This is a genomic window from Streptomyces sp. PSU-S4-23, from assembly GCF_055632315.1.
Genome location: NZ_JBVMUU010000002.1, coordinates 1,121,128 through 1,147,874, shown reverse-complemented (window position 1 = coordinate 1,147,874; position 26,747 = coordinate 1,121,128). Strand labels below are relative to the sequence as shown.

The 26,747-nt window shown below is 73.1% G+C and carries 23 protein-coding genes and 1 riboswitch; of the genes, 18 read left to right on the top strand and 5 right to left on the bottom strand.

The window, feature by feature from the left end; all coding sequences use genetic code 11:
* Positions 1–4 precede the first annotated feature (4 nt).
* The 4 genes from ACZ79I_RS06035 to ACZ79I_RS06020 all read left to right on the top strand — a co-directional run bounded on the left by ACZ79I_RS06035 (position 5) and on the right by ACZ79I_RS06020 (position 5,906).
* Positions 5–1,087, top strand: coding sequence for an ABC transporter ATP-binding protein (locus ACZ79I_RS06035; RefSeq protein ID WP_471494801.1), 1,083 nt, complete (start codon positions 5–7; stop codon positions 1,085–1,087).
* A 66-nt stretch (positions 1,088–1,153) separates the two neighbouring features.
* Positions 1,154–2,614: an HAD-IA family hydrolase gene (locus ACZ79I_RS06030; protein ID WP_471494799.1), complete on the top strand. Its 1,461-nt coding sequence runs from the start codon at positions 1,154–1,156 to the stop codon at positions 2,612–2,614.
* Between the two features lie 733 nt (positions 2,615–3,347).
* Complete coding sequence (locus ACZ79I_RS06025; RefSeq protein WP_471494797.1) at positions 3,348–4,136, top strand: carbon-nitrogen hydrolase family protein; 789 nt, start codon at positions 3,348–3,350, stop codon at positions 4,134–4,136.
* A 57-nt stretch (positions 4,137–4,193) separates the two neighbouring features.
* Complete coding sequence (locus ACZ79I_RS06020; RefSeq protein ID WP_471494795.1) at positions 4,194–5,906, top strand: flavin monoamine oxidase family protein; 1,713 nt, start codon at positions 4,194–4,196, stop codon at positions 5,904–5,906.
* A 20-nt stretch (positions 5,907–5,926) separates the two neighbouring features.
* On the opposite strand, the gene ACZ79I_RS06015 is transcribed toward ACZ79I_RS06020, so the two are convergent.
* Entirely contained in the window at positions 5,927–6,856 is a 930-nt protein-coding gene (locus ACZ79I_RS06015; RefSeq protein ID WP_471494793.1) for an LLM class F420-dependent oxidoreductase, read from the bottom strand.
* Positions 6,857–6,957: 101 nt separating this feature from the next.
* Positions 6,958–7,632 (bottom strand): DUF5995 family protein, encoded by a 675-nt coding sequence (locus ACZ79I_RS06010; protein WP_471494791.1) that lies wholly within the window; start codon positions 7,630–7,632, stop codon positions 6,958–6,960.
* A gap of 467 nt (positions 7,633–8,099) precedes the next feature.
* On the opposite strand from ACZ79I_RS06010, the gene ACZ79I_RS06005 reads away from it, so the two are divergent.
* Positions 8,100–8,558 carry an acyl-CoA thioesterase gene (locus ACZ79I_RS06005; RefSeq protein ID WP_471494789.1) on the top strand — a complete coding sequence of 153 codons (459 nt, stop codon included), beginning with the start codon at positions 8,100–8,102 and terminating at the stop codon, positions 8,556–8,558.
* Here the strand turns inward: ACZ79I_RS06005 and ACZ79I_RS06000 are convergent.
* A complete protein-coding gene (locus ACZ79I_RS06000) occupies positions 8,518–9,729 on the bottom strand; it encodes an MFS transporter (RefSeq protein ID WP_471494787.1) in 1,212 nt (403 codons plus the stop codon). The genes ACZ79I_RS06005 and ACZ79I_RS06000 overlap by 41 nt on opposite strands.
* A gap of 138 nt (positions 9,730–9,867) precedes the next feature.
* Here ACZ79I_RS06000 and ACZ79I_RS05995 point away from each other — a divergent pair, with 138 nt between their 5' ends.
* The 10 genes from ACZ79I_RS05995 (at position 9,868) to ACZ79I_RS05950 (ending at position 19,280) form a co-directional block, all read left to right on the top strand.
* A complete protein-coding gene (locus ACZ79I_RS05995; protein ID WP_471494785.1) occupies positions 9,868–11,226 on the top strand; it encodes an ROK family transcriptional regulator in 1,359 nt (452 codons plus the stop codon).
* Between the two features lie 296 nt (positions 11,227–11,522).
* Positions 11,523–11,653, top strand: a riboswitch (FMN riboswitch).
* 146 nt (positions 11,654–11,799) lie between these two features.
* The gene (locus ACZ79I_RS05990; protein WP_471494783.1) at positions 11,800–12,402 is read left to right on the top strand and encodes a riboflavin synthase; all 603 of its coding nucleotides are present in this window, start codon (positions 11,800–11,802) and stop codon (positions 12,400–12,402) included.
* The gene (locus tag ACZ79I_RS05985; protein ID WP_471494781.1) at positions 12,399–13,043 is read left to right on the top strand and encodes a nicotinamide mononucleotide transporter family protein; all 645 of its coding nucleotides are present in this window, start codon (positions 12,399–12,401) and stop codon (positions 13,041–13,043) included. The genes ACZ79I_RS05990 and ACZ79I_RS05985 overlap by 4 nt, the downstream gene beginning before the upstream one ends.
* A complete protein-coding gene (locus ACZ79I_RS05980; protein ID WP_471494779.1) occupies positions 13,040–14,407 on the top strand; it encodes a bifunctional 3,4-dihydroxy-2-butanone-4-phosphate synthase/GTP cyclohydrolase II in 1,368 nt (455 codons plus the stop codon). The genes ACZ79I_RS05985 and ACZ79I_RS05980 overlap by 4 nt, the downstream gene beginning before the upstream one ends.
* Before the next feature lie 19 nt (positions 14,408–14,426).
* Positions 14,427–14,912, top strand: coding sequence for a 6,7-dimethyl-8-ribityllumazine synthase (gene ribH, locus ACZ79I_RS05975; protein WP_471494777.1), 486 nt, complete (start codon positions 14,427–14,429; stop codon positions 14,910–14,912).
* Between the two features lie 34 nt (positions 14,913–14,946).
* The gene (locus tag ACZ79I_RS05970; RefSeq protein ID WP_061930286.1) at positions 14,947–15,219 is read left to right on the top strand and encodes a phosphoribosyl-ATP diphosphatase; all 273 of its coding nucleotides are present in this window, start codon (positions 14,947–14,949) and stop codon (positions 15,217–15,219) included.
* A gap of 51 nt (positions 15,220–15,270) precedes the next feature.
* Positions 15,271–16,128: an ATP phosphoribosyltransferase gene (gene hisG, locus ACZ79I_RS05965; protein WP_471494774.1), complete on the top strand. Its 858-nt coding sequence runs from the start codon at positions 15,271–15,273 to the stop codon at positions 16,126–16,128.
* A 15-nt stretch (positions 16,129–16,143) separates the two neighbouring features.
* Positions 16,144–16,596 (top strand): PH domain-containing protein, encoded by a 453-nt coding sequence (locus ACZ79I_RS05960; RefSeq protein ID WP_471494772.1) that lies wholly within the window; start codon positions 16,144–16,146, stop codon positions 16,594–16,596.
* Between the two features lie 234 nt (positions 16,597–16,830).
* On the top strand, positions 16,831–18,168 hold the full coding sequence (locus ACZ79I_RS05955; RefSeq protein ID WP_471494770.1) for a hemolysin family protein: 1,338 nt from the start codon (positions 16,831–16,833) through the stop codon (positions 18,166–18,168).
* Positions 18,165–19,280, top strand: a complete 1,116-nt coding sequence (locus ACZ79I_RS05950) for a hemolysin family protein (RefSeq protein WP_471494768.1) — start codon at positions 18,165–18,167, stop codon at positions 19,278–19,280. Before ACZ79I_RS05955 ends, ACZ79I_RS05950 begins: the two co-directional genes overlap by 4 nt.
* Before the next feature lie 49 nt (positions 19,281–19,329).
* On the opposite strand, the gene ACZ79I_RS05945 is transcribed toward ACZ79I_RS05950, so the two are convergent.
* Together ACZ79I_RS05945 and ACZ79I_RS05940 are read right to left on the bottom strand one after the other, a co-directional pair.
* Positions 19,330–21,192, bottom strand: a complete 1,863-nt coding sequence (locus ACZ79I_RS05945) for an AAA family ATPase (RefSeq protein WP_471494766.1) — start codon at positions 21,190–21,192, stop codon at positions 19,330–19,332.
* Positions 21,193–21,624: 432 nt separating this feature from the next.
* Positions 21,625–22,245 carry a uridine kinase family protein gene (locus ACZ79I_RS05940; RefSeq protein WP_471504780.1) on the bottom strand — a complete coding sequence of 207 codons (621 nt, stop codon included), beginning with the start codon at positions 22,243–22,245 and terminating at the stop codon, positions 21,625–21,627.
* Positions 22,246–22,520: 275 nt separating this feature from the next.
* Here ACZ79I_RS05940 and ACZ79I_RS05935 point away from each other — a divergent pair, with 275 nt between their 5' ends.
* The 3 genes from ACZ79I_RS05935 (at position 22,521) to ACZ79I_RS05925 (ending at position 26,681) form a co-directional block, all read left to right on the top strand.
* Positions 22,521–23,477, top strand: coding sequence for a hypothetical protein (locus ACZ79I_RS05935; RefSeq protein WP_471494764.1), 957 nt, complete (start codon positions 22,521–22,523; stop codon positions 23,475–23,477).
* A 49-nt stretch (positions 23,478–23,526) separates the two neighbouring features.
* The gene (locus ACZ79I_RS05930; protein ID WP_471494762.1) at positions 23,527–25,068 is read left to right on the top strand and encodes an amino acid permease; all 1,542 of its coding nucleotides are present in this window, start codon (positions 23,527–23,529) and stop codon (positions 25,066–25,068) included.
* Between the two features lie 254 nt (positions 25,069–25,322).
* Complete coding sequence (locus ACZ79I_RS05925; protein ID WP_471494759.1) at positions 25,323–26,681, top strand: peptidase C39 family protein; 1,359 nt, start codon at positions 25,323–25,325, stop codon at positions 26,679–26,681.
* The last annotated feature ends 66 nt before the right edge of the window (positions 26,682–26,747 follow it).

Sequence of the window (26,747 nt, the reverse complement as noted above, 5' to 3'; positions counted from 1 at the left end):
CGCCATGACCCTCACTGCCCCCGAGAACGAGAAGACCGCCCGGTCCGGTGCCGCGACCGTGGAGTTCCGCGGTCTGCGCCGCGCCTTCGGAGCCACCGTCGCGCTCGACGGCCTCGACCTCGCCGTGCGGCCCGGTGAACTCCTCGCCCTGCTCGGGCCCTCCGGCTGCGGCAAGACCACGGCGCTGCGCATGCTCGCCGGGTTCGAGCACCCCGACTCCGGTGAGGTGCTCATCGACGGCGAGGACGTCACCCGGGTACCGGCCCACCGCCGCGACGCCGGGATGGTCTTCCAGTCGTACAGCCTCTTCCCGCACCTCACCGCCCTGGACAACGTGGCCTTCGGGCTGCGCATGCGCAAGGTGCGCACCGCGCACCGGCGTGCCCGCGCCGCGGAACTGCTCGATCTGGTCGGCCTCGGCGACAAGGGCGAACGCTTCCCGCACCAGCTTTCCGGCGGCCAGCAGCAGCGCGTGGCGCTGGCCCGCGCGCTCGCCCTGCGCCCGCGCGTCCTCCTCCTCGACGAGCCGCTGTCCGCGCTCGACGCCAAGGTGCGGCTCACCCTGCGCGAGGAGATCCGCCGCCTCCAGCAGGAACTGGGCATCACCACCCTGTTCGTCACACACGACCAGGAGGAGGCGCTGTCGATGGCGGACCGGGTCGCGGTGATGCACGCCGGACGGCTCGAACAGTGCGCGGCGCCCGCCGAGTTGTACGGCCGTCCCGCCACCGCGTTCGTCGCCGAGTTCGTCGGCACGATGAGCCGGATCCCGGGGCGGCTCTCCTCGGGCGCGGTCGAGGTGCTCGGGCAGCGGCTGCCCGTCGACGGAGACGCACCCGCCGCGGCCGAGGTGGATGTGCTGGTGCGGCCCGAGGCGGTGCGGGTGTCCGCGGACCCCGGCGGTGACGCGCACGTGGCCGCCACCGCGTTCCTCGGCGCCACGGTACGGCTGACCGTCCGCCTCGCCGACGCCACCGAGGTGAAGGCCGACCTGCCCGCGCACGAGGCCGCCGCGCTGACCGCCGGTGCCGCCGTGACCGTGTCGCTGCCCCAGCGGCCGGTGCTCGTCGCCGAACGCGCCGGGTGATCCAGCCGCCCCCGCGCGCAGGACTCTCCGCCGTTCCCCATCCCCCCACGCACGAAAGAGAGAACCGTGACCCGACTCCCGCTCCAGGCTGTCCTGTTCGACATGGACGGCACGCTCGTCGACACCGAGCGGCTGTGGTGCGAGGCGGTGGAGCGGGTCGCGGCCGGCCTCGGCCGGCCGCTGGCGGAGCACGACCAGCAGCAGGTGCTCGGCCGTGCGGTGGAGCACACGGCCGGCTGGCTGGCCGCGGTCACCGGCGCCCCGGCCGCGGGTGTCGCCGCCGACCTGCACCGTGAGTTCGCGGACCGCGTCCGCGGTGGCATCGTGCCCCGCCCCGGCGCGCTCGACCTGCTCGACGCGCTCGCCCGCGACGGCATCCCCACCGCTCTGGTGACCGCCTCCCCGCGGGCCGTCGCCGACACCGTCCTCGAAGCGCTGGGCGCCGCCCGGTTCGCGGTCTCCGTCACCGCCGACGACACCGAGCACACCAAGCCCGCGCCGGACCCGTACCTCGCCGCGTGCCGGGCACTCGGGGCCGACCCGGCCGGCTGTGTGGCCGTCGAGGACACCCCCACGGGCGTCACCTCCGCCGAGGCGGCGGGGTGCGCGGTGCTCGCCGTGCCGTCGCTCGCCCCGATCGACGCGGCGCCCGGGCGCACCGTGCTGGCCAGCCTGGAGGGGGTCACGCCCGAGCGGCTGCGGGCCCTGCCGGCGAACGGCCTCCGGGTGATGACGTGGAACCTCTGGCTCGGCGGCAGCAAGGTCGACGACCACCGGGCCAAGCAGATCAAGGCCATCCTGGAGGCCGGCGCCGACGTCGTGGGCCTGCAGGAGACGGACGGCACCGCGGCACAGGAACTGGCGGAGGCACTGGGCTGGTACCACCACCGGGCGGGCGAGAACCTCGGCGTCATCAGCCGCCACCCGATCGCGGCCCGTCTCGGGGACCCCGGCGTCGGCTTCTACGGCGCGGCGGGCGTCCGCATCCGCGTCGACGGCGGGCGCGAGGTCGACGTCTGGACGGCCCACCTCGACTACACGCCGTACGGGCCCTACGAGTCCGCCTTCGACGGGCTGCCGGCGACCGCGCTGATCGCCCATGAGGAGGGGCGGCTCGCGCAGATGCGGGAGGCCCTGCGGCGGATCGAGGAGTCCGCCGAGGACGGCGTCCCGGTCGTGCTCGTCGGCGACTTCAACTGCCCCTCGCACCTGGACCGGCCGGACGTCGCGTGGCCGGTGACCCGGGCCGCGGAGGAGGCCGGTCTGCGCGACTCCTACCGGGAGGCCCACCCGGACCCGGTGCGCGACCCCGGTCACACCTGGTCCCCGATCCACCCGGTGCACCAGGACGGCAGCGGACGCCCCGAACCGCAGGACCGGATCGACTACGTCCTGCACCGAGGCCTGACGGTCCTCGACTCCCGCACCGCCGTCACCGGCACGCCGCACCCGTGGCCCGATGTCGCAGGCAACGACTGGCCGTCGGACCACGCGGCGGTGATCACCACCTTCGCGGTGCCCGCCTGACCGCATTCGGCACGGCGCGCCGTGCGCCGGGGCACGACCGCGGGCCGGGTGGACCGGGTCCGGGGCGAGGCGGACGGGCGGGGTCGGCCGGACCCCGCGGGAGCGGACAGGCGGGCCGCCGCGTCGGGAGGCTACGGCGGGCCCGGCGGCGTCGGGAGATCACGGCGGGTCCGGCGGCGTCGGGAGGCTACGGCGGGTCCGGCGGCGTCGGGAGGCTACGGCGGGCCCGGCCGCGTCGGGAGGTCACGGCGGGTCCGGCGGCGTCGGGAGGTCACGGCGGGTCCGGCCGCGGCGGGAGGCTACGGCGGGTCCGGCCGCGGCGGGAGGTCACGGCGGATCCCGCTGGGCCAGGCCGACCGCCGGCCGTTCGCCGACGGTGGGCCGGACATCCGCCGGCCTCCGGCCGTGCGGTGCGGAGCGCGGGGCGGTGAGGCGGAGCGCGGCGCGGTGGCCGGCGGCACCGCGGAGAGCGGGGCCAAGGGGCCAAGGGGCCGGTGGCGCGGTGGCGCGGGGGAGCGGGGGAGCGGTGGCGCGGGGGAGCGGGGCAGGCGGCCGTGGCCCGTGTCCGGGGCGCGGAGAGCCGTGCCGGGGTGCGCAACGAATCGACGCCGGCCCCGCGGCGGACGCAACGATCCGCTCACCGGCGCGCAACGGCTCGTTCTTGTCCGGCCGACGGGCCGACCGTACCGTCGAACCAGCCCCCGACCCCCTCCCGTACCGGTGGAGAACACGCATGCGCACCGCCCTGCTCCAGAGCTCCGGCCGCCCCGGCTCGGTCACCGAGAACCTCAAGGTCCTCGACGAGGCCGCCGGCCGTGCCGCCGCCGCGGGCGCCGGGCTCCTGATCGCGCCGGAGCTGTTCCTCACCGGGTACGCGATCGGCGACGACACCGGCCGGCTCGCCGAGCCGGCCGACGGGGACTCCGCGGACACGGTCGGCTGGATCGCGTCGCGGCACGGTGTCGCGGTCGTCTACGGCTACCCGGAGCGGTCGGGCACGCGGGTCTTCAACTCGGCCCAGCTCGTGGCGGCCGACGGCACCCGCCTCGCGAACTACCGCAAGACCCACCTCTTCGGCAGCTTCGAGCGGGACCACTTCACCCCGGGCGACCGGCCGGTCGTCCAGGCCGAGCTGAACGGCCTGCGGATCGGCCTGACGATCTGCTACGACGTCGAGTTCCCGGAGAACGTCCGCGCCCACGCCCTGGCCGGCACCGACCTCCTGGTGGTCCCCACCGCCCTGATGCATCCGTTCCAGTTCGTCGCCCAGTCCCTCGTCCCGGTGCGGGCCTTCGAGAACCAGATGTACGTCGCGTACGTCAACCGGGTCGGGCGCGAAGGGGAGTTCGAGTTCGTCGGGCTCTCCGCCCTCGCCGGGCCCGACGGGATCGCCCATGTCCGGGCCGGCCGCGGCGAGGAGCTCGTCCTCGGGGACGCCGACCCCGCCCGCCTGGCCGCCTCCCGCAAGGCGAACCCCTACCTCCAGGACCGCCGCCCCGGTCTCTACGGGTCCCTCGTCTGACCCGCGGCCCTCCCCGGATTTCTCCAGAGTCACCTTTCGCGCAAGGAGTCGTACCCCATGACGTCCACGGTGCCCAACGCCGTCCAGCACGCCGACGAGCGGCAGCCGCCGATCACCATGTTCGGGCCGGACTTCCCGTACGCGTACGACGACTACCTCGCCCACCCGGCGGGCCTCGGCCAGATCCCCGCGACCGAGCACGGCACGGAGGTCGCGGTCGTCGGCGGCGGTCTGTCCGGCATCGTGGCCGCCTACGAGCTGATGAAGATGGGCCTCAAGCCCGTCGTGTACGAGGCCGACCGGATCGGCGGCCGGCTGCGCACCGTGGGCTTCGAGGGCTGCGACCCGTCGCTGACCGCCGAGATGGGCGCCATGCGTTTCCCGCCGTCCTCGACCGCGCTGCAGCACTACATCGATCTGGTGGGCCTGGAGACCAGGCCGTTCCCCAACCCGCTGGCCGAGGCCACCCCGTCGACCGTGGTCGACCTGAAGGGCGAGACCCACTACGCCGAGACGCCCGACGACCTGCCGCAGGTCTACCGGGACGTGGCGAACGCGTGGAACGCCTGCCTGGAGGAGGGTGCCGACTTCTCCGACATGAACCGCGCCCTGCGCGAGCGCGACGTGCCCCGTATCCGCGCCATCTGGTCCAGGCTCGTCGAGAAGCTCGACAACCAGACGTTCTACGGCTTCCTCTGCGACTCCGAGGCGTTCAGGTCCTTCCGTCACCGGGAGATCTTCGGCCAGGTCGGCTTCGGCACGGGCGGCTGGGACACCGACTTCCCCAACTCCATCCTGGAAATCCTGCGCGTCGTGTACACCGAGGCCGACGACCACCACCGCGGCATCGTCGGCGGCTCCCAGCAACTGCCGCTGCGCCTGTGGGAGCGGGAGCCGGAGAAGATCGTGCACTGGGCCCACGGGACGTCACTGAAGTCCCTGCACGAGGACGGCGGGCCCCGCCCCGCGGTGACCAGGCTGCACCGCACCGCCGGCAACCGGATCACCGTGACCGACGCGAACGGCGACATCCGCACCTACAAGGCGGCCGTCTTCACCGCCCAGTCGTGGATGCTGCTGTCGAAGATCGACTGCGACGACTCGCTCTTCCCGATCGACCACTGGACCGCGATCGAGCGCACGCACTACATGGAGTCGAGCAAGCTCTTCGTGCCGGTCGACCGCCCGTTCTGGCTCGACAAGGCCGTCGACGAGCAGGGGCGGCCGACGGGCCGGGACGTCATGTCGATGACGCTCACCGACCGCATGACTCGTGGCACCTACCTCCTCGACGACGGGCCGGACCGGCCGGCCGTCATCTGCCTGTCCTACACCTGGTGCGACGACAGCCTGAAGTGGCTGCCGCTGTCCGCGAACGAGCGGATGGAGGTCATGCTGAAGTCGCTCGGCGAGATCTACCCGGACGTCGACATCCGCAAGCACATCATCGGCAGCCCGGTGACGATCTCCTGGGAGAACGAGCCGTACTTCATGGGCGCGTTCAAGGCGAACCTGCCCGGCCACTACCGCTACCAGCGGCGCCTGTTCACGCACTTCGTGCAGGACGGCCTGCCCGCCGACAAGCGGGGCGTCTTCCTCGCGGGCGACGACATCTCCTGGACGGCTGGGTGGGCCGAGGGCGCCGTGCAGACCGCACTGAACGCCGTGTGGGGCGTCATGCACCACCTCGGCGGCGCGACCGACCCGGCCAACCCCGGCCCCGGCGACGTCTTCGACGAGATCGCGCCGGTGGAGCTGCCGGAGGAGTGACCGGGTCGGCGGGCGGAGGGTCAGACCCCGGCCGCCCGCGCCTTCTCGTACACCTCGGCGGCGACGTCCTTCAGCTCCCCGGCGTCCCGCACGGCGCTCTGGAGATCGACGAGGATCTCCTCCAGGCCGATCGCGGCGTGGGTGACCAGGTCCTCGACGATCTGGTCCGCGTTGCCCTGGAAGGGGCGGCGGTCGGCGCCGTCGTACGCCCTGGCCGAGTAGGCCGCGTTCACCCGCAGCACCGTCTGGATCGGCTCCTTGCGCCCGCGCTCCTCCGCCAGCTCCTGCAAGGCGCTCCACTGGGCGGCGATCTGCTCGGGGCCCATGCCCACCGGCAGCCAGCCGTCGGCGTGGTCGACGAGCCGGCGCTGTGCCTTCCTGCTGCCCGCGGCCAGCAGGATCGGGATCGGCCGGGCGGGCTTGGGGCCCACCACGGCGGAAGCGATCCTCGTGAGGCGTCCCTCGTGGACCACGGGGTCGGGGCCCCACACCGCCCGGCACACCTCGATCACCTCGTCCAGCACCTGACCCCGCTCCTCGAACGGCCGCACGGACGCGGCCGCGTACTCGTCGAGGGACCAGCCCGTGCCGAAGCCGGCGACCACCCGGCCCCCGCTGGCCGCGTCCAGTGAGGCGAGGGCCTTGGCGAGCTGGAACGGCACGTGCAGCGGCGCCACCAGGACGCTGGAGCCCAGCCGGGCCCGCTCGGTGGCCGAGGCGGCCAGGGTGAGTGTGATCAGCGGATCGGCCACGCCGCGGTACGCGTCCGGCCAGGGAAGCCCCTCCACGCCGTACAGTCCCTGCGTCGCGGGATCGGGGACCAGGGCCCGCTCGTACACCCACAAGCTCTCGTATCCGATCCGCTCGGCGGTGCGTGCCACGTCGGGCACATCGCGTCCGAGGGCGTACTGCCGGTTCTGCGGAAGACCGAGTCCGAGCCGGGTCGCCATGCGTGTGCGCTCCTTCGCGAGAGATCTGTCGGGCCGTCAACGTACAGCGATCGGGCGGTGGTTCTCGGTGAGGTGGGCGGGGTTGACCGGATTCGGCCGCATCAGCCGGGAAACGGGGTGAGCAGCATGCGCCCGGCGAACCCCACCGCCGCGTCCAGCCGCCGTGCGAACTCCCCGGTCAGTTCCGGCACCTCCCGCAGCGCCCACAGCGCCCGCGCGGCCGACCAGGCGGCCTCGCGCGCCCGCTCTAGGCTCCACGCGCCGAGCAGATGCGTGAGCGGGTCGGCGATCTGGAGCAGATCGGGACCCGGCATCAGATCCTCGCGGATGCGCTCCTCCAGCGAGGCGAGAATGTCCCCCACGCGCTCGAACTCGTCCTCCAGATCGTCCGGTTCGCAGCCCAGCGCACGGCAGGCGTCCACGACGGCCAGTGCCAGGTCGTGCCCGATGTGCGCGTTGATGCCCGCGAGCGCGAACTGCAGCGGCCGCACGCCGGGATGGCGCCGGAACTGGAACAGCGGCCGCCAGCACGCGGGTACGGGCCCCTCTTCGGCCACGGACAGATACCGTTCGGCGAACCGGACGTCCAGGGTGGTCGCGGCCCGTTCGTCCGGGAAGCACCCCGCGTCCAGGCGGCGGCCGACCTCCTCGGTGACGGCGAGATAGACGCGGTTGAAGACCGCGACGCCGTCGTCTTCCGGCCAGACCCCGGCGAGCGCGCGCATGCGTGAGACGACCGTGTCCACTCCGGTCGTGACTTGCTCCGACGGCACCATGGGGGAAGGTTTCCAGGCCGGGGCCGGCCGGAGCACCGACGGCCCGCCGGCTTCCCCGGATCGGGCGAACCCGCCGATGGCCCAGGAGGGGGACGCAGGGGGCGGCACGTGCCGGGGCCCGCGCGTCCACCACGCGGGGCCGCGCGCAGGCGCGGCGCCGCGGCGCGGTGGCCCGGCCGGCGAGGTCACCGCGCCGCGGCGTCTCCACGCCGGCCGGGAGGCCGGGGCCGGCCCGTGGCCACCGCTCGCGGCGAGCCGGCGAGCCGGCGCGCCGGCTCGCCGAGGCCCGGCGGGCAGTCCGGCACCGCGCCCGTGCCGTGCTTACGGGCCGGCGCGCCGTCCCGCGCCCCGGCGGCGCCCTCTGCGCACCTGACCTGCGAGCCAGGCAGCTGAGCGACCGCTTACCATGGTCGCGTACGGGGCCGCATGTCGTGCGCCCGCCCCAGTCCATTTCCAGGAGCCCGCCCGTGACCGCCGAAACCCAGGCCGCGCCCGTCGTGTCGTACGGGCGGCTCGTCCCCGTCGCCGTCCACTTCGACGACCTGGACGCGCTCGGGCTGCTGCACAACGCCCGCTACCCGGTCATGGTCGAGCGGGCCTGGACCGCCCTGTTGCGCGAGCGCGGCTTCGGCTTCGACGGCGACTGGGAGGCGGCGGGAGACTTCTGCAACGCCGTCAGGGAACTGCGGATCGGCTACGAGGCCCCGGTGGACAGGCCGGGCGCCTACGCCGTGCACCTGTGGCTGGAGCGGCTCGGGAACACCGGCCTCACCTACGGGTTCCGGTTCTGCTCGGCCGACGGTGCGGTGACGTACGCGCACGGCACCCGGGTCCTGGTCCGGCTCGACGCGGCGACGCTGCGCCCGACGCCGTGGAGCGAGTCCTTCAGGGCCGTGGGTCGGGAACTGCTGCGCCGCGCGGGCTGACCCTGGGGCGGTCGCGGTCGCCCACCCGGAGCACCCCGGCGAGAGCCGCGACGCCGAAGGCCAGCACCGTCACCAGACCGAACGACACGACCAGGCTCGTGGCCTGGGCCAGTGTGCCGACGGCGCCCGGCGCCACCAGGCCCGAGGTGTAGGTGATGGTCGCCACTCCCGCGATGGCCTGGCTCGGGCTGGGGCCGCTGCGGCCCGCCGCCGCGAAGCACAACGGCACCACGACCGCGATACCGAGGCCCATCAGCGCGAACCCGCCCATCGCCACCGCCGGGTGACGCGCGGCGACGACGAGCAGCCCGCCGAGCGCGGCCAGGGCACCGCTCACCCGGACGGTACGCACCGCACCGTACCGGTCCACCACCCGGTCGCCCGCGACGCGCGCGATCGCCATGGTGAGGGTGAAGCCCGTGGTGCAGGCGGCCGCGAGCCCGGCCGAACTCCCCAGCCGGTCGCGCAGATAGACCGCCGACCAGTCGAGGCTCGCGCCCTCGGCGAACACCGCGCAGAAGCCGATCGCGCCGATGAGCAGGGCCGACCTGGGCGGCAGCGCGAACCGGGGCGGCGGCTCCTCGTCCTCTGCGGGCTGCAGGTCGAGGACCCATGTGCAGGCGGCCAGGCCCAGCACGGTCAGGACCGCGGCCGCCAGGGCGTGGTGCAGCCGGGCGTCCGAGCCCAGGTGCGCGGCGAGCGTGCCGGCCGCCGAGCCCACCAGGGCGCCCGCGCTCCACAGGCCGTGCAGACCCGACATGATCGACTTGCCGAGCCGGTTCTCGACCTCGACGCCCAGCGCGTTCATCGCCACGTCCGCCATGCCGGCCGTGGCGCCGAACGCGAACAGGGCCAGGCACAGCGTCGGCAGGTTCGGCGCGAGGGACGGCAGGGCCAGGGCCAGTGTCCACAGCGACAGCAGCCCGCGCAGCGCCGTGCGGGCGCCGAAACGGTGGCTGATCCGGCCCGCGAGCGGCATCGCGACGGACGCGCCGAGCGCGGGGAACGCGAGCGCGAACCCGAGTTGGCCCGGGCCGGCGTGGGCGTGCTCCTGGATCCACGGCACGCGGGTGGCGAACGAGCCGGTGACCGCGCCGTGCACGCCGAAGACCGCGGCCACGGCGTACCGGGCACGCCTCACCTCGGACTGCTGATGGACCACTTCCCTCATTCTCGGATGCCCTCCCCGTCCGTGTCGCCCCGTCTTCCGTTCGCGTAAACTATCAGGAACCCTGCCTGATAGATAGAGACGGGCAGGGGCTGCACAGCCGCCGGCCGAGCGGCACCGCCGATCTGGGAGGATCCCGGCATGCCCGCATCCCCGAGCACCGCCCGGGCCATCAACGACCGGCTCGCCCTGCGACTGCTGCAGCAGGAGGGCCCTTTGACGGCAGGGCAGTTGAAGCAGCTCACCGGACTGTCCCGGCCGACGGTCGCCGACCTCGTCGAACGGCTCACCGCCGCCGGGCTGATCGCGGTCGTGGGGGAGTCGGGGGAGCAGCGGCGCGGTCCGAACGCGCGGCTGTACGGGATCGTCGCCGGCCGCGCCCATCTCGCGGCCCTCGATGTGCGCACCGAGGGCGTCTCCGTCCTCGTGTCGGATCTCGTCGGCGGAGTGCTCGCCGAGGCGTCGGTGCCCATCGGCGGCGACCTCGGCACGGGGCCCGCGGTCGAGCGGGCCGTGGCGCTGGTCGAGCGCACCGCGAAGGAGGCCGGTGCCGAGCCGCTGCACACGGTGGGGATCGGGGCGCCGGGTCTGATCGACCCCGCCACCGGCGAGCTCCGCGACTCCTCGGGGCTGCCGCCGTGGCATCGCCGACTGGTCGCCGCGCTGCAGGAACGGCTGCCCGCGCGTGTGATCGTGGAGAACGAGACCAACCTCGCCGCCGTGGCCGAACAGCGCGAGGGCGCCGCCCGCGACCGGGACACCTTCGTGCTGCTGTGGCTGGGGCACGGTACCGGCGCGGCCGTGGTGCTGGACGGCGCGCTGCGCCGCGGCGCGTCGGGCGGCACCGGCGAGATCGGTTTCCTGCCGGTGCCCGGCACCGCGACGCTGCCCTCGGCGACGGACTGCGAGGGAGGGTTCCACTCCCTGGCGGGGGCGGCGGCGATCGCGGAACTGGCGGACGCCCACGGGCTGGTGACGGAGGGGCCGGCGCCCGGGCCACGCGCGGCGGCACTGGTGCGCGGGGCGGTGCGGGCGGCGGGAGGCGCAGACGGAGAGGGCCCGGTCGGCGGGAGCCGGGACGCCGGGGGCTGGGACGGCGGGAGCCCGGACGCCGCGGGCCGGGACGCCGCGGGCCGGGATGCCGGCAGCGGGGATGCCGGGGGCCCGGGCGGGGTGGCCCGCCGCCGTGCGGCTGTCCGTCCCGCCGTCCCCGGGCGTGCCGCGTCCCGCTTCCTCGACGCCCTCGCCGACCGGCTCGCCATCGGCGCCGCCTCGGTGACCGCCGTCCTCGACCCCGGCTGCGTGGTGCTCGGCGGCGAGGTCGGGCAGGCCGGCGGGGATGTGCTGGCCGCGCGCGTGGGGGAGCGGCTCGCCCGTATGTCGCCCCTGCGGACCGAGGTACGGGCGAGCACGCTGGGCGGCGGCGCGGTACTGCGCGGAGCGCTGCTGACCGCGAGGGACGGCGCCCAGGACGAGCTGTTCGCCCCTCCCGCCCGCTGACCGCCCACGACGGAGACCCGGCGGCGGGGCAAGGGCCTCCGTCACCGCCGCCGGGCCGCTCGCGGACGGCGTGCCGCGCCGGGACCGCCGACCCTAAGAGGACTAGACCACGTCCGTCAATAGGTATGGACCAATCCCGAAACGGCGGTCGCGGGAGGGGTGTTGTCCCGGTATCGGAGGGGCCGGCCCCGCACGGGCGGCCGCAGAAGTCCAGTATGTGAACCTGTGAGCCACCACACAGCGGTTCACCCGCATGGCCGTCGAGCGCCCGTGGCACACTGAAGCTGTACCAGAAGCAGCGCACTCCGGGGTCGGTGAAAGTCCGAACCGGCGGTTACAGTCCGCGACCCGGTCGCTTCCAGCGGCCGGTTGACCAGGTGAAATTCCTGGACCGACGGTTAAAGTCCGGATGGGAGGCAGTGCGCGGCGGGCGGGCATCCATGCGCGCCGCCGTACCGGCTCGTCCTGTGGACGGGCTCCGTCCGGCGCCGCCCCGGTGTCCTCGCCCGTGTTCGCTGTCGTCATCGACAGGCCCCGGAGTCCGTGCCCGATCGAGGCAGGAGGACCCGGGAAGTGTTCACCGGAATCGTCGAAGAGCTGGGTGAGGTCACCGCCGTCGAGAACCTCGGCGACTCCTCCCGCTTCCGGCTCCGTGGACCCGTCGTCACCGAAGGCGCCCGGCACGGGGACTCCATTGCCGTCAACGGCGTCTGTCTCACCGTCGTCGAGCACGAGGGCGACGAGTTCACCGCCGACGTCATGGCGGAGACCCTCGAACGTTCCAGCCTCGGCGCCCTCACCGTGGGCGCCCGCGTCAACCTCGAACGCCCCACGGCCGTCGGGGCACGCCTGGGCGGCCACATCGTGCAGGGACACGTCGACGGCACCGGCACGATCCTCGACCGCAAGCCCTCCGACCACTGGGAACTCGTCACGGTCTCGCTCCCCGCGGACCTGAGCCGCTACGTGGTCGAGAAGGGCTCCATCACCGTCGACGGCATCAGCCTCACCGTCGTCGAGGCCGGCGCCGACCGCTTCACCGTCAGCCTCATCCCGACCACCCTCGCGCTGACCACGCTCGGCATCAAGCAGCCGGGCGACCCGGTCAACCTGGAGGTCGACGTCATCGCCAAGTACGTCGAGCGCCTGCTGGCCGGTCAGGGGGCGGCCCGGTGAACTGGCTCAACTCCGAGGCGTTCACGCTCCTCGGCCAGCACATCAAGTGGTCGGACATGATCGGCAACGTGATCGGCCTGACCGCCCTCGCCTTCGGCTGGCGGCGCTCCATATGGAGCTGGCCGGTGCAGTTCCTGTCCGGCGTCGTGCTCTTCGCGGCCTTCGCCACGGCCCACCTCTCCGGAAGCGCCGGCAAGCAGGTCGTGGTCATGGTCGTCGCCGTCTACGGCTGGTGGCAGTGGAAGCAGGGCACGGGGCGGACGGAGGACGGCCACATCGCCGTGCGGTTCGCCACCTGGCGCGAGCGCGTCGTCCTGACCGTCGCCGCCGCCGCGGGCACGCTCGCCGTGGCGGGCCTGTTCACCGCCTTCCCGACGCTGTCCTGGGACCCGTGGCCGGACGCGTACATCTTCGTCGGCACCGTCGTCGCCATGTACGCGCAGGCGCGCGGCATGGTCGAGTTCTGGTTCGCCTGGCTGCTGGTCGACGCCGTCGGCGTCCCCCTGAACTTCGCCAACGGCTTCGCCTTCTCCGGCTTCGTCTACGTCATCTACGGCGCGCTCGTCCTGTGGGGCATGCGCGACTGGTGGCTGCGCTCCCGCAGGACCGCGCGGCCCGTCCTGGAAGGAGCCCCGGCATGACGTCCCGCCCCTCTCCCGCCGCCCTGAACGAGGCGCACCCGGAGACCAACGCCTGGGCCGACCCGCATCGCGCCGCCCTGCGGACACCCGTCCTCTGCAGCGCGGACGACATCGAGGACTTCACGCTCGACCCGATCGAGCAGGCCGTCGCCGACATCGCGGCCGGGCGCCCCGTCGTGGTCGTCGACGACGAGGACCGGGAGAACGAGGGCGACCTCGTCATCGCCGCCGAGAAGGCGACCCCCGAGATCGTCGCCTTCATGATGAGCGAGTGCCGCGGCCTGATCTGCGCCCCCATGGAGGGCGCCGAACTCGACCGCCTCCGGCTCCCGCAGATGGTCGACCAGAACACCGAGTCGATGCAGACCGCGTTCACCGTGTCCGTCGACGCGAGCGGCGCCCACGGCGTGACCACCGGCATCTCGGCCTCCGACCGGGCCACCACACTGCGGCTGCTGGCCGGTGGAGAGGCGGGCCCCGGCGACTTCGTCCGCCCCGGACACGTCTTCCCGCTGCGCGCCAAGCCGGGCGGCGTGCTCGTCCGCAACGGCCACACCGAGGCGGCCGTCGACCTCGCCCGGCTCGCCGGACTGCGCCCGGCCGGCGCGATCGTGGAGATCGCCGGCGAGGACGGCCATATGCTGCGGCTGCCGGAACTCATCCCGTTCGCCCGCAAGCACGGCCTGACGATCGTCTCCATCGAGGACCTGGTCGCCTACCGCCGTACCTCCGAGCCCACCGTCCGCCGCGAGGCCGAGGTCCACCTGCCCACCGCGTTCGGCGAGTTCACGGCCTACGGCTACCGCTCCACCGTCGACGGCGTCGAGCACGTCGCCCTGGTGCACGGCGAGATCGGCGACGGCGAGGACATCGTCGTCCGCATCCACTCCGAGTGCCTCACCGGCGACGTCCTCCACTCCCTGCGCTGCGACTGCGGCCCCCAGCTGGAGGCGTCCCTGCGGCGCATCCAGGCCGAGGGCCGCGGCGTGGTCGTCTACCTGCGCGGTCACGAGGGACGCGGCATCGGGCTGCTGTCCAAGCTGCGCGCCTACGAGCTCCAGGAGCGCGGCCGCGACACCCTGGACGCCAACCTGGAGCTGGGCCTGCCCGCGGACGCCCGCGACTACGGCGCCGGCGCCCAGATCCTTCAGGACCTCGGCGTCCGCAGCGTGCGGCTGATGACCAACAACCCCGACAAGACCGCCGCCCTGCGCCGGCACGGCCTCAAGGTCACCGCTCGGGAGCCGATGCCCGTCCAGGCGGGCGAACACAACCTCCGCTACCTGCGCACCAAGCGGGACCGGATGGGGCACGACCTGCCCTGGCTGGACGCGAGCGGCGTGTCCACCTGCGGCAACCAGTAAGAGAGCACTGAGGAGAGACGTGAGCGGCAAGGGTGCACCGGAGCTGTCCGTACGCAAGGCGAGCGATCTGCGGGTCGCCGTCATCGCGGCGCAGTGGCACGAGAAGGTGATGGACGGCCTGGTGGACGGGGCCCTGCGCGCCCTGCGCGAGCTGGGGATCGACGAGCCGACCCTGCTGAGGGTTCCCGGCAGTTTCGAGCTCCCGGTCGCGGCCAAGGTCCTCGCCGGCCGCGGCTATGACGCCGTCGTCGCCCTCGGGGTCGTCATCCGCGGCGGCACCCCCCACTTCGACTACGTGTGCCAGGGCGTCACCCAGGGCCTGACCCAGGTCTCCGTCGAGACCGGTGTCCCCGTCGGCTTCGGCGTGCTGACGTGCGACACCGAGGAACAGGCGCTCGACCGCGCGGGCCTGCCCGGCTCCGCCGAGGACAAGGGCCACGAGGCGGTGACCGCGGCGGTGGCGACCGCCGCCACGCTCCGCTCGGTATCCGAGCCCTGGCACTGAGGCGCGGACCGGAGCGCGTAGGGTTAGGACCACCATGTCCAAGAAGACGTTCGAGGAGCTCTTCACCGAGCTCCAGCACAAGGCCGCCCACGGCGATCCCGCCACCTCCCGCACCGCCGAGCTGGTCGGCAAGGGTGTCCACGCCATCGGCAAGAAGGTCGTCGAGGAGGCCGCCGAGGTCTGGATGGCCGCCGAGTACGAGGGCAGGGAGGCGGCCGCCGAGGAGATCTCACAGCTGCTCTACCACGTCCAGGTGATGATGGTGGCGCGCGGGATCTCCCTGGACGACGTCTACGCCCACCTCTGAGCCGTACACCACACCGCACATCCGTACGCACGAACGAAGGAAGCCGACCTCATGCTGCGCATCGCCGTCCCCAACAAGGGTTCACTGTCCGGCCCTGCGGCGGACATGCTGCATGAGGCCGGCTACCAGCAGCGCCGGGAGTCCAAGGAACTGAGGATCGTCGACCCGGAGAACGAGGTCGAGTTCTTCTACCTCCGCCCCCGCGACATCGCGATCTACGTCTCCTCCGGCCGCCTCGACATCGGCATCACCGGCCGCGACCTGCTGATCGACTCCGGCGCCAACGCCGAGGAGATCCTCCCGCTCGGGTTCGCCCGCTCCACCTTCCGCTTCGCCACCAAGCCCGGCACGGCGAACGGCGTGGAGGGCCTCTCCGGGATGACGGTCGCCACCTCCTACGAGGGCATCGTCGCCAAGCACCTCGCCGACAAGGGCATCGACGCCTCCGTCGTGCACCTCGACGGCGCCGTCGAGACCGCGATCGAACTCGGAGTCGCCGAGGTCATCGCGGACGTCGTCGAGACGGGCACCTCGCTGCGCAACGCGGGCCTGGAGGTCATCGGCGAGCCGATCATGACGTCCGAGGCCATCGTCGTCCGCCGCACCGGGGCCGAGGGCGAGGAGGGCGCCGAGTCGAAGGTGCAGCAGTTCCTGCGCCGCCTCCAGGGCGTCCTCGTCGCCCGGACCTACGTGATGATGGACTACGACTGCCGCGTCGAGCAGCTGGAGAAGGCCGTCGCGCTCACCCCCGGCCTGGAGTCCCCCACCGTCTCGCCGCTGCACAACGAGGGCTGGGTCGCCGTCCGGGCCATGGTCCCGGCCAAGGAGGCCCAGCGGATCATGGACGACCTGTACGCGATCGGCGCCCGGGCCATCCTGACCACGGCCATCCACGCCTGCCGTCTGTGAAGGACCGTAACACCGATGTCGGATCTGCCCGCCCTCCCCGTGACCTTCCGTCCGGGACGCACCCGTGCCGTGCTGCTGTCCGCCGGGATCGCGCTGTTCACGGCCATCACCACCGTCGGCATACTGCTGCGGCTCGACACGGCGGAGCGCCTCGCGCTGACCCTGACCGCGGCCCTGCTGTCCGCGGTGCCGATCCTGCTCGCCCGTCCCAAGGTCGTCGCCGCGGAGAGCGGGGTCACCGTCGTCAACATCGTCCACCGGCGTGACCTGGCCTGGGCGGAGATCCTCCGGGTCAACCTGCGTCCCGGCGACCCGTGGGTGTTCCTCGACCTCAGCGACGGCACGAGCCTGGCCGCCCTCGGTATCCAGCCGGGCATCGCCAAGCAGCGCGCGATCGAGGACGCGTGCACCCTGCGGGCCCTCGTCGAGGCCCGCTCCGCGGTCGATCCGGAGCGGCATCGGGGCTGACTCGGGGCCGTCCGCCCTGCCGCACCCGGCGAGGTCTTGACTAATCTGGTGGGCGGAGGTCCCACATCGGGCCTCCGCCCCTGATGTTCCGCCCGGTGCTCAGGGGTTCCTGCTACCCGAGGAGTGACTCCCCCCGGCGATGGACGGATCGTCCTGTAGTACCTGCGCCGCCCCCTGCCGACACGGCGCGGACCCGGTCCGCGACCGCTTTCACGGCGCGGAGGCGGCGGCATCATGACCACCCCCCTGCTGCTCCTCGGGGCGGCGTTCCTGCTGATCCTGGCCAACGGCTTCTTCGTCGCGGCCGAGTTCGGCCTCGTCACGGTCGAACGGCCCGACGCCGAGAAGGCCGCGGCCGAGGGCGACCGACGGGCCGGTACGGTCGTCGAGTCGCTCAGGGAGCTGTCCTTCCAGCTCTCCGGCACCCAGCTCGGCATCACCATCACCTCGCTCGTCGTCGGCATGCTCGCCGAGCCCGCGCTCGCCGAGGTGCTGCGCGGACCGTTCACCGCGGTCGGCGTCCCCCGCAGCGCGGCGAACGGCATCGCCGTGGTCGTCGGCATGCTGCTCGCCTCGGCCGCGCAGATGGTGATCGGCGAGCTGGTGCCCAAGAACTGGGCGGTGTCCCGGCCGCTCCAGGTCGCGCGCTTCGTGGCGGGCCCGCAGCGCCTGTTCTCGCGGCTGTTCCGGCCGGTGATCGCGGCGCTCAACGCGGTCGCCAACCGGCTGGTGCGCGCCCTGGGCGTCGAACCGGCCGAGGAACTGGCCTCCGCCCGCACCCCCGGGGAGCTCGTCTCCCTCGCCCGGCACTCGGCGCGGGCCGGCACACTCGAACAGGACACGGCGGATCTGTTCGTGCGCACCCTGTCCCTGGGCGAGCTGACCGCGCAGCACGTGATGACCCCGCGCGTCCGGGTCAGCGCGCTGCAGTCCACCGCCACGGCGGAGGATGTGGTCAACCTCACCCGGGCCACCGGCCTGTCCCGCTTCCCCGTGTACCGGGAGAAGATCGACGAGGTCGTCGGCATGGTGCACCTCAAGGACGCCCTCGCGGTGCCCGCCCACGAACGGCTGCGCACACCGGTCGTCCGGATCGCCCAGGCGCCGCTGCTCGTCCCCGAGACGCTGCCCGTGCAGCCCCTCCTGGAGCGGCTGCGCAGCGAGCAGCCGATCGCCGTCGTCGTCGACGAGTACGGCGGCACGGCCGGTGTCGTCACCCTGGAGGACATCGTCGAGGAACTGGTCGGCGAGGTCCGCGACGAGCACGACGGACAGGACCTGCCCGAGCTCGCCGCCGCGCCGCCCGAGGACGGGCGCCCGGCGTGGGACGCCGACGGCAGCTGCCGCGTCGACGTCCTGAAACGGATAGGGCTCGACGTGCCGGAGGGGCCGTACGAGACGGTCGCCGGCCTCGTCGCCGACCTGCTCGGCCGCATCCCCGCTCCCGGGGACCGGGCCGAACTGCCGGGCTGGCGGCTCACGGTCCGCCAGGTCGGGCACTACCGTGCCGAGCGGGTCCGGCTGGTGAGGACCGCCGGCGCCGCCGTGCAGATCGCGGAGGCGGCGCGATGAGCCTGCTCCAACTCGTGTTCGCCGCGCTGCTGGTGCTCGCCAACGGCTTCTTCGTGGGTGCCGAGTTCGCGCTGGTGTCCGTGCGGCGCAGCCAGATCGAGCCGCTGGGCACCGCGCGGGCCCGGCAGGTGCTGTACGGGCTGGAGCGGCTGCCGCAGATGATGGCCGCGGCCCAGTTCGGCATCACCGTGTGCTCGCTGACACTGGGCGCCGTGGCCGAGCCGACGATGGCCCATCTGCTGGAGCCCGCGTTCGAGGCGGCGCGCCTCCCCGACGAGATGGTCCACCCGCTCGGGTACGTGATCGCACTCGCCGCCGTCGTCTTCGTCCACCTGGTGATCGGCGAGATGGTGCCGAAGAACCTGGCGATGGCGGCACCGGAGAAGGCCGCGCTGTGGCTGAGCCCGGGGCTCGTGGCGTTCGCGCGGCTGTGCCGGCCGGTGACCGTCGCGCTGAGCGCCTGCGCCAGGGTCGTCCTCACCTTGTTCCGGGTCGAGCCGAAGGACGAGGTCGAGGCCGTCTTCACCAGTGAGCAGCTCAACCAGCTGGTGGAGGACTCGGGCCAGGCGGGCCTGCTGGAGCCCGAGGAGCAGGAGCGGCTGGAGGACGCGCTGGAGCTGGGGTCCCGCCCGGTGACGGACGTCCTCCTGGACCCCGCCTCCCTGGTGACCGTTCAGCCCACGGTCACACCGGGGCAGGTGGTGGCGCTCACCGCGCGTACGGGCTTCTCGCGCTTCCCCGTCGTCGCGGGGAACGGCGCCTTCATGGGCTACGTCCATGTCAAGGACGTCCTGGACCTGGAGGACTCCGAGCGGGCGGTGCCGCAGCAGATCTGGCGGCCGATGACCACGCTCGCGGCGGAGCTGCCGCTGGACGACGCGCTGACGGTGATGCGACGGGCCGCCGCGCACCTCGCCCAGGTGGCGGACGCCGCCGGCCGCGTCCTCGGCCTGGTCGCCCTGGAGGATGTGCTGGAACTCCTGGTGGGCGAGGTCAGGGACCCGGCACACCGGGAGGCCCCGCCGCAGCCGAGGGCCGCCGAGCCGAGGGCCGCGGAGCCGAGGGCCGCGGAGCCGAGGGCCGCGGAGCCGAGGGAAGCGGTTGCGGGCTGACCCGGGCCGGTGCCCGCGCCCCTGCGCGGGGTGCGGGCACCGGCCGGGCTCACCCGGCCGGAGGATCCTGCGGTCCGCGGCCGGACAGCACCTCTCCGTACGCCTGCATCAGGTCCGGCAGCCGCAGCGTGGACAGGTCGTCCCGGGACGGCGTCCCGGGGTACCCGCTCAGCCGCAGGTCCCGGTAGGCACAGCTCTTCTCGTAGAGGGTGCGCAGGAAGCGGCCGTTGCCGAGTTCGTCGATCCAGCCCTGGTCCACGACGTGGCCGGCGACCGAACGGAGTTCCTCCAGCGCCTCCTCGTCCCAGACGTCGCCGTTCTCGGCCGCCAGGACCTCGCCGATCGCGGTCAGTTCCAGGGGGCGGTACGAGGGGAAGTCCACCCGGGTGGTGAAGCGGGAGGACAGGCCGGGGTTGGCGGTCAGCAGGCGGTCCATCCCCTCGGGGTAGCCGGCGAGGATCACCACCAGGTGGTCGCGGTTGTCCTCCGCCCGCTTCAGCAGCACCTGCAGTGCCTCGTCGCCGTAGGCGTCCCCCTTGCCGTAGCCCGAGTTGGACAGCGAGTACGCCTCGTCCACGAACAGCACGCCGCCGATCGCCGAGTCGATCAGCTCGTTCGCCTTCACGGCGGTCTGGCCCAGGTACTCGCCGACCAGGTCGGACCGCTGCGCCTCCACCAGATGGTCGCCGCCGAGCAGCCCGAGGGCGTAGAAGACCCGGCCCAGGATGCGCGCCACCGTCGTCTTGCCGGTGCCCGAGGGGCCCGAGAAGACGAAGTGGCGTTTGGGCGGCTGCACCGGCAACCCCTGGTCCGCCCGCAGCCGCGCCATGTTCAGCTGTGCGGACAACGCCTTGACCTGGCGTTTCACCGGTTCCAGGCCGACCATGCGCTCCAGCTCGGCCAGCGCCTCCTCCAGCAGTCCGGGATCCGTCGGCCCGGTCGGCAACGGCTGCGCGGGCACCGTGGACTTCTCGCGCACGGCGTCCCGCTGCGCCGCCAGCGTGCCCGGGGGCGGCGCGGGGTCGGAGAGCTTCACCTCCCGGCCCTCGGCGCCGACGCCGAAGAGCGGATCGAGACCGTCGGGCCCCTCCAGCGCGTCCCCGCCCCCGGTGAGCGCCATCGCCGTGAAGTCGGCCGACTCGTCGTACCCGTCGCCCTCGGCTATGGCCGCGAGCCGCGCCGAGGTGTCCATGAACGCCGGGTCCACCCGGTGCACCGCCCGGTACAGCGGCAGGGCGGCCGCCGAGCGGCCCGTGCCCTCGTGGGCCCTGGCCAGCCAGTACCGCAGCTCCTTGCGCTGCGGCTGCTCGCTGCGGCAGCGCATGAGGGCGGCGGACAGCAGCGGCTCGGCCTGCCCGTACATCTCCAGACGGACCCGGGCCATCCCCCCGAACAGGCCGGCCTCTATGCCGAGCATGGGGTCGTCGATCAGTGGATCGGTGTGCCGGACCAGCTGCTCCCAGTCCTTGACCAGGTAGGCCCGGCAGGCGTGCAGGAACCGGACCTGGGGGTCGGCGTCGACGGGGGGCAGCCCGGCGAGCGCCCGGTCCAGCTCCGGGACGTGGCGGCCGTCCAGCCAGTGCGAGGCGTGCGCGAGCAGCAGGTCGCGCGGGCTCTCCAGCACGGGCTGCACCCACCAGCCCAGCCAGTACCACGAGTTCAGGGTGCGCCGGTGCCGCGCCCGCTGCTCCCCGAAGCGGTCCCGGTGGCGGAACATCCGCAGCAGCGCGGTCGTCGTGTCGACGCGCAGCGCGTGCAGCCCGAGCCAGCCGTCGGCCATCCCCGGATCCATCCGGACCGCCGCGCGGAACTCCTCCTCCGCCTGCGGATAGGCGCCCATCGTGTAGGCGTCGACGCCTCGCAGCCAGGCGAGGTCGGCCGGGGCCTCGGGGCCCCGCGTGCCGAAGTCCATCCCGTCCCCCACAAACCGTGCCCCCGTTGGTTCACCGCCGGGCGTGTGCCCGGCGGCTGCCTTGCTCGAACCGCGGTGCCGCGGACCGGAGTTGCGACGGTGCGCGGAGCGGCCGCCCGAAGGTCGCGCCGAGAGGCATGGTACCTGCGGGGGAGCGGCGCACCGAAGGGTGCCGCACGGGCCGTTTGACGAGGTGGGAGCAGACGGGGCGCATTCGGCGCGGTGACCCAGTGTGAGCGGCCCATGTGCCCAGGGGCCCGGAGGAGGGGGCCGGGGCAGAACGAAGCCCCCGATCACGGGGGAACAACCGGGGGCTTCGCGTCTGCGGACGGCTCCGAGAGCCGCACATTGAGAACGTAAGTCCTGTACGGCCCCCGGGTCAAGCCGACCCGAAGCACTCAAGCAAGTTCTCCCGCAAGGGTCTTCACAAGTTCAGCACACTGATGATGGGTCGCTACTGTGTGTGATCGCGTGATCCGGCTGGGAGATCTCGGCAGGTCCCGGGAGCACCTCGTATCCCTCGGGTCGCTGCCGCACCAGGAGGTCGGCGAACGGCCGCGAGGGGTCGTCGGCGAAGTGCCGGCGCTCCGCCTCGGTCCACGCGGCCCAGAAGGCGCGCTGCTCCTCACCGTCACGGGCCCGCCCGCGGGCCCAGGCTTCGTCGCGCGGAAGGTCCATCCACAGCAGGTGCGCCAGATGGGCTCGCAGCTCCCGGCGGCCGGTGCCGACGCCCTCGGCCAGGATCACGGGGGCGGGCGGCAGTGTGCGAGGGCGGCCGAAGCCTCGGGTGCGCCAGTCGTAGGGACGGTAGCGCGCGCTCTCACCGCGGCCGAGCGGCTCGACCACCTCGCGCAGCAGCCGCCGCGTCCAGGAGAACAGCTCCTCGTGGGTGGCGATGTCGTCGAGGTGCAGCACGGGCGCGTCGCCGAGCGCGGTGGCCAACTGCCCGGCGAACGTGGACTTGCCGGAGCCCGCGTACCCGTCGACGGCGACGAGCCGGACGGGGCCGCAGGACGGCGGCAGCCGCCGCAGACGGGACGCGAGGACGTGAATGGCGGTTCCCGGGGAGAGGGCGTGGACCTATTTCGGAGGAACATTTTACGCGTGTGCGACGTGGGGGCCGGCGGGCGGGTGCCGGGGGGCGATTCCGCGCACGGCGAAATTGGTGCCCCGTTGAACAGTTCAGCGGTCAATCACCGGGTCCCCGCCATTAACGGCGCACCGAGCCGCGAACCGGGTATTTGGGAATCGCCGTTCCGGTTGCCCCGGATGCTGAGTAGGGTGCCTGATGCGTGACCGGTGAGACGCACGGGGATGGACGGGGGAGCATGGCCGCGGGGTTATTCGAGGGGCAGTACGTATGGCATCCGGCGGCCGACGACCGTGAGCTGGCGAGCGTATGCGTGGAAGTGCGGGCCGGACGCTACCTGAGCGCCTGCGAACTGCTCGTCGCCACCCGCGAGGACCCCGGGCTGCGCGCCCACCGCTCCCTCGTCCTCGCCTCCGAGGCCGCGGACTCCGACCTGGCCGAACGGTGGCTGGCCGAGGAACCCAGCCCGGAGGCCGCGCTGGTGTGGGCGCGCGTCGCCGTCCTGCGGGCGCTGCGCGCCGCCGACGCCCACGACGAGCGGGCCCGAGCGCTGGAGCGCATCGCGCTGAACGCGTGCGAGCGTGCCACGGCCGTGGCACCGCACGACCCCACCCCCTGGGTGGCCAGGCTGGCACTGGCGCGCCTGCACGAGACCGGTGAACCCGCTCCGAGGGGACTGCTCACCGAGCCGCCCGGCCCCTGGCGGCTGTTCTCGCACATTCTGCGCCTGGACCCCTTCCACCGGGAGGCCCACCACCGCTTCCTCGCCTACTTCTTCAGCCGCCACCACGGCTCGGTGAACGCGGCCTGGGACGTCGCCGCCTTCCTCAGCCAGCGGGCGGCCGCCACCTCACCGCTGCGTCTGCTGCCCCTGGTGGCGCTCGTCGAGAGCTACAACCCCTCGCAACTGCTCGCGGACCACGTCTGGGAACAGCCCCAGTGGCGCTCCACCGCGCTTGCCATCTACCAGCACTGGCTGCCGGAGGTCGCCGGCTACCGCTTCACTCCGGTGCTCGACCTCGCCTACCTGGCGCATGCGCTGGTCATGGGCCAGCGCGAGTTCGAGGCCCGCGCCGTCTTCGCGGCCATGGGGCCCTACGCCTCCCGGATGCCCTGGAGCGTCTTCGGCGACCCCGAGGAGCAGCTCTCGCGCGCTCGCCGCGCCTGCGGACTGCCCATACCGGGGGCCGCCTGACCCGTCCGTCCCGTACCGATCACTACCCCACAGAGAGAAAGGTCCGGCTGTGTCAGAACGCATGTCAGCGCCCCGTACGAGACGACGTGCGGGCCGGGACCCCGTCGCGATCGATGACGACGCGACCCTGCACGCGATGGGCTATCCGCGAAAGCTCACCCGGCGGTTCCAGGCGTTCGACAATTTCGCCATATCCTTCACCATCATCAACATCCTCTCCGGAATTTTCTCGTCGTTCGGATTCGGCATGAATGCGGGTGGCCCGCGCATTCTCGTCTTCGGCTGGATCGGCGTCTCGGTCATGGTGCTGTTCATCGGTGCCGCGATGGCGGAGGTGGCCTCCGCCTATCCGACGAGCGGGGCCCTGTACTTCTCCGCGGGAAAGCTCGCCAAAAGGCATCAGGGCGCCTGGTCCTGGTACACGGGCTGGCTGAACTTCGTGGGACAGGTGGGCGGCACCGCGGCCACCGGATACGCGGCCGCCACCTTCATCCAGGCGTTCCTCGCACTGCAGTGGCCCTCGTACGAGCCGACCGCGCACCAGACCGTGCTGATCACGGCGCTCGTCATCGTGGTCCAGGGGCTGGCGAACACCTACACCGTGCGGCTCGTCGCCGTACTCAACCGGATTTCCGTGTGGTGGCTGCTGATCGGGCTCGTGGTGATCGTCGGCGCGCTGGTGGCGGGGCCGGACGAGCACCGGCCGGCGTCCTTCGTCACGCATTTCGTGAACAACACCGGCTTCACCCATGGTCTCTACGGAGGCATGCTCGGCCTGCTCGTCACGAGCTGGACCTTCACCGGCTTCGACGGAAGTTTCCACATGTCCGAGGAAACGGTCCGGGCGACGGTCAACGCGCCCCGGGGCATCACCCGGTCCATCGGCTATTCCGCCGTCGCCGGCCTGGTCCTGATGCTCGCCCTGGTCTACAGCATCGGCGACTACGCCAAGGTGGCCGGTTCCTCGGCGCCGCCCGTCCAGATCCTCATCGACGGTCTCGGCATGGGCGCCGCGAAACTGCTGCTGCTGATCGTCATCGGCGCCATGCTCTTCTGCGGACTGGCCAACCTCACCAGCAACACCCGGCAGATCTTCGCGTTCTCCCGGGACGGCGCGATGCCCGGCTCCCGCTGGTGGCACACGGTCTCCCCGCGCACCCGCACGCCCGTCAAGGCGGTCTGGCTCGCCGTCGCCTGCTCGCTCGCCCTGGTGCTGCCCGGCTGGTGGTCCCACACCGCCTTCACCGCGATCGTGAGCGTCAACGTCGTGGGGCTCTTCCTCGCCTACGCCGTGCCGATCTTCCTGCGGCTGCGGCTCGGCGCCGACTTCCGGCCCGGGCCCTGGCACCTGGGACGCTGGAGCACGCCCGTGGGCGTCGTGGCCGTGGGCTGGGTCCTGCTCAGCAGTGTGCTGTTCATGCTGCCCCAGGCGTCGCCGATCACCGTGGACTCCTTCAACTACGCGCCCATCGCCCTGGCAGCGGTGCTCGTCATCGCCACGGTGTGGTGGTTCGCCACCGCCCGGCGCCGCTTCCGCGGCCCGGTCAGCTACGGCCGCCCGGACGAGGTCGCTGCGATGGACCTCGTCTGATCGCGGGGCACACCGTCCGGCGGGGCCCGGCGTGCGACGGTCCCGGCGCGGGCCCCGGCGACCCGGGCGCCCGCGACCGGTGACCGCGTCCGCCGGGCCCCGCGCGGCGCCGCGTCCGCCGCCAGTGGTCGGGACCAATGTCGGTGGGCGCGCCGACGGTGCAGGTGCTGGCAGAAGTCGCGGTGGGGCGGCCATAGTTGGCGGACATCGTGCGTCTGAACCGCTGCTTCCGGACACCTGGGGGTCACCCACCGATGACCAGAGCTTCACAGCCCTCCCGCAGAACCATCCTCGCCACGGCGGTCGCCGCGGCCGCGGCGGTCGGCGCCGCGGGCCGGGCGGCCGCGGCCACCCCGGCGGCCCGGCCGACGACGGCAGGCCCCGGCCTCGTGGACAACCGCGCCTGGACCTCGTTCACCGACTGGCGCAGCGGCACCACGGAGGGCGTCCGTGCCGTGGCCGGCCTCCGCCCCGGTGTGGTGATCGCCGCTCCCGCCGGCCGCACCGACTACACCGACCCGCACACCGGCACCACCTCCACCTGGGAGTACGCCACCTGGACCTCGCCGGTGCACCGGCCGGCGGTGGCGGCCACGGAGGTGATCGCCTCCTGGAACGCGCACACTCCGGCCGGCACCTGGATCCAGGTGGAGCTGAAGGGCACCTACTCCGACGGCACGGACACCCCCTGGTACGTGATGGGCCGCTGGGCGGCCGGCGACCAGGACATCCGGCGGACCTCCGTCGACGACCAGAGCGACGGCAAGAGCGACATCTGGACCGACACCTTCGCCATTTCCGACGCCGCGTCGGGTCTGCGCCTGGTCTCCTACCGCCTGCGCCTGACCCTCTACCGCGCCCCCGGCACGCAGCTCACCCCCGTGGTCTGGCGGCTCGGAGCCATGGCCTCCGACATCCCCGACCGGTTCACCGTGCCGGCCTCCGCGCCCGGGCTCGCCCGGGAACTGGCCGTCCCGCGCTTCTCGCAGGAGATCCACAAGGGCCAGTACCCCCAGTACGACAACGGCGGCGAGGCGTGGTGCAGCCCCACCTCCTCGCAGATGATCATCGAGTACTGGGGCCGGAGGCTCACCCCGGAGCAGCTGTCCTGGGTCGATCCGTCGTACGCCGACCCGCAGGTGTGCCACGCGGCCCGGTTCACCTACGACTACCAGTACCAGGGCTGCGGCAACTGGCCCTTCAACGCGGCGTACGCGGCGACGTTCCATGACCTCCAGGGTGTGGTCACCCGGCTGTCCTCGCTCACCGACCTGGAGACGCTGATCGCGGCGGGCATCCCGGCCATAACGTCGCAGTCGTTCCTGAAGGAGGAGCTGACGGGGGCCGGGTACGGCACCTCGGGCCATTTGATGACGGTGATCGGCTTCACCGCCGACGGCGACGTGATCGCCAACGACCCGGCCTCACCCAGCGACGAGGCCGTGCGCCGCGTCTACGACCGGCGCGAGTGGGAGAACATCTGGCTCAGGACCAAGCGCTACAACGCCTCCGGCAAGGTGGTCTCCGGTACGGGCGGCGTCTGCTACCTGTACTTCCCGGCTCCTCTCATGCCGTGGCAGCGCAGGGCACTGGCGGCGGTGGGCGTCCGCTGACGCCCCCGGCGCACGGCACGAACGGCGCGGCCCCCGGGAGACCGGGGGCCGCGACCTGCCGTGATC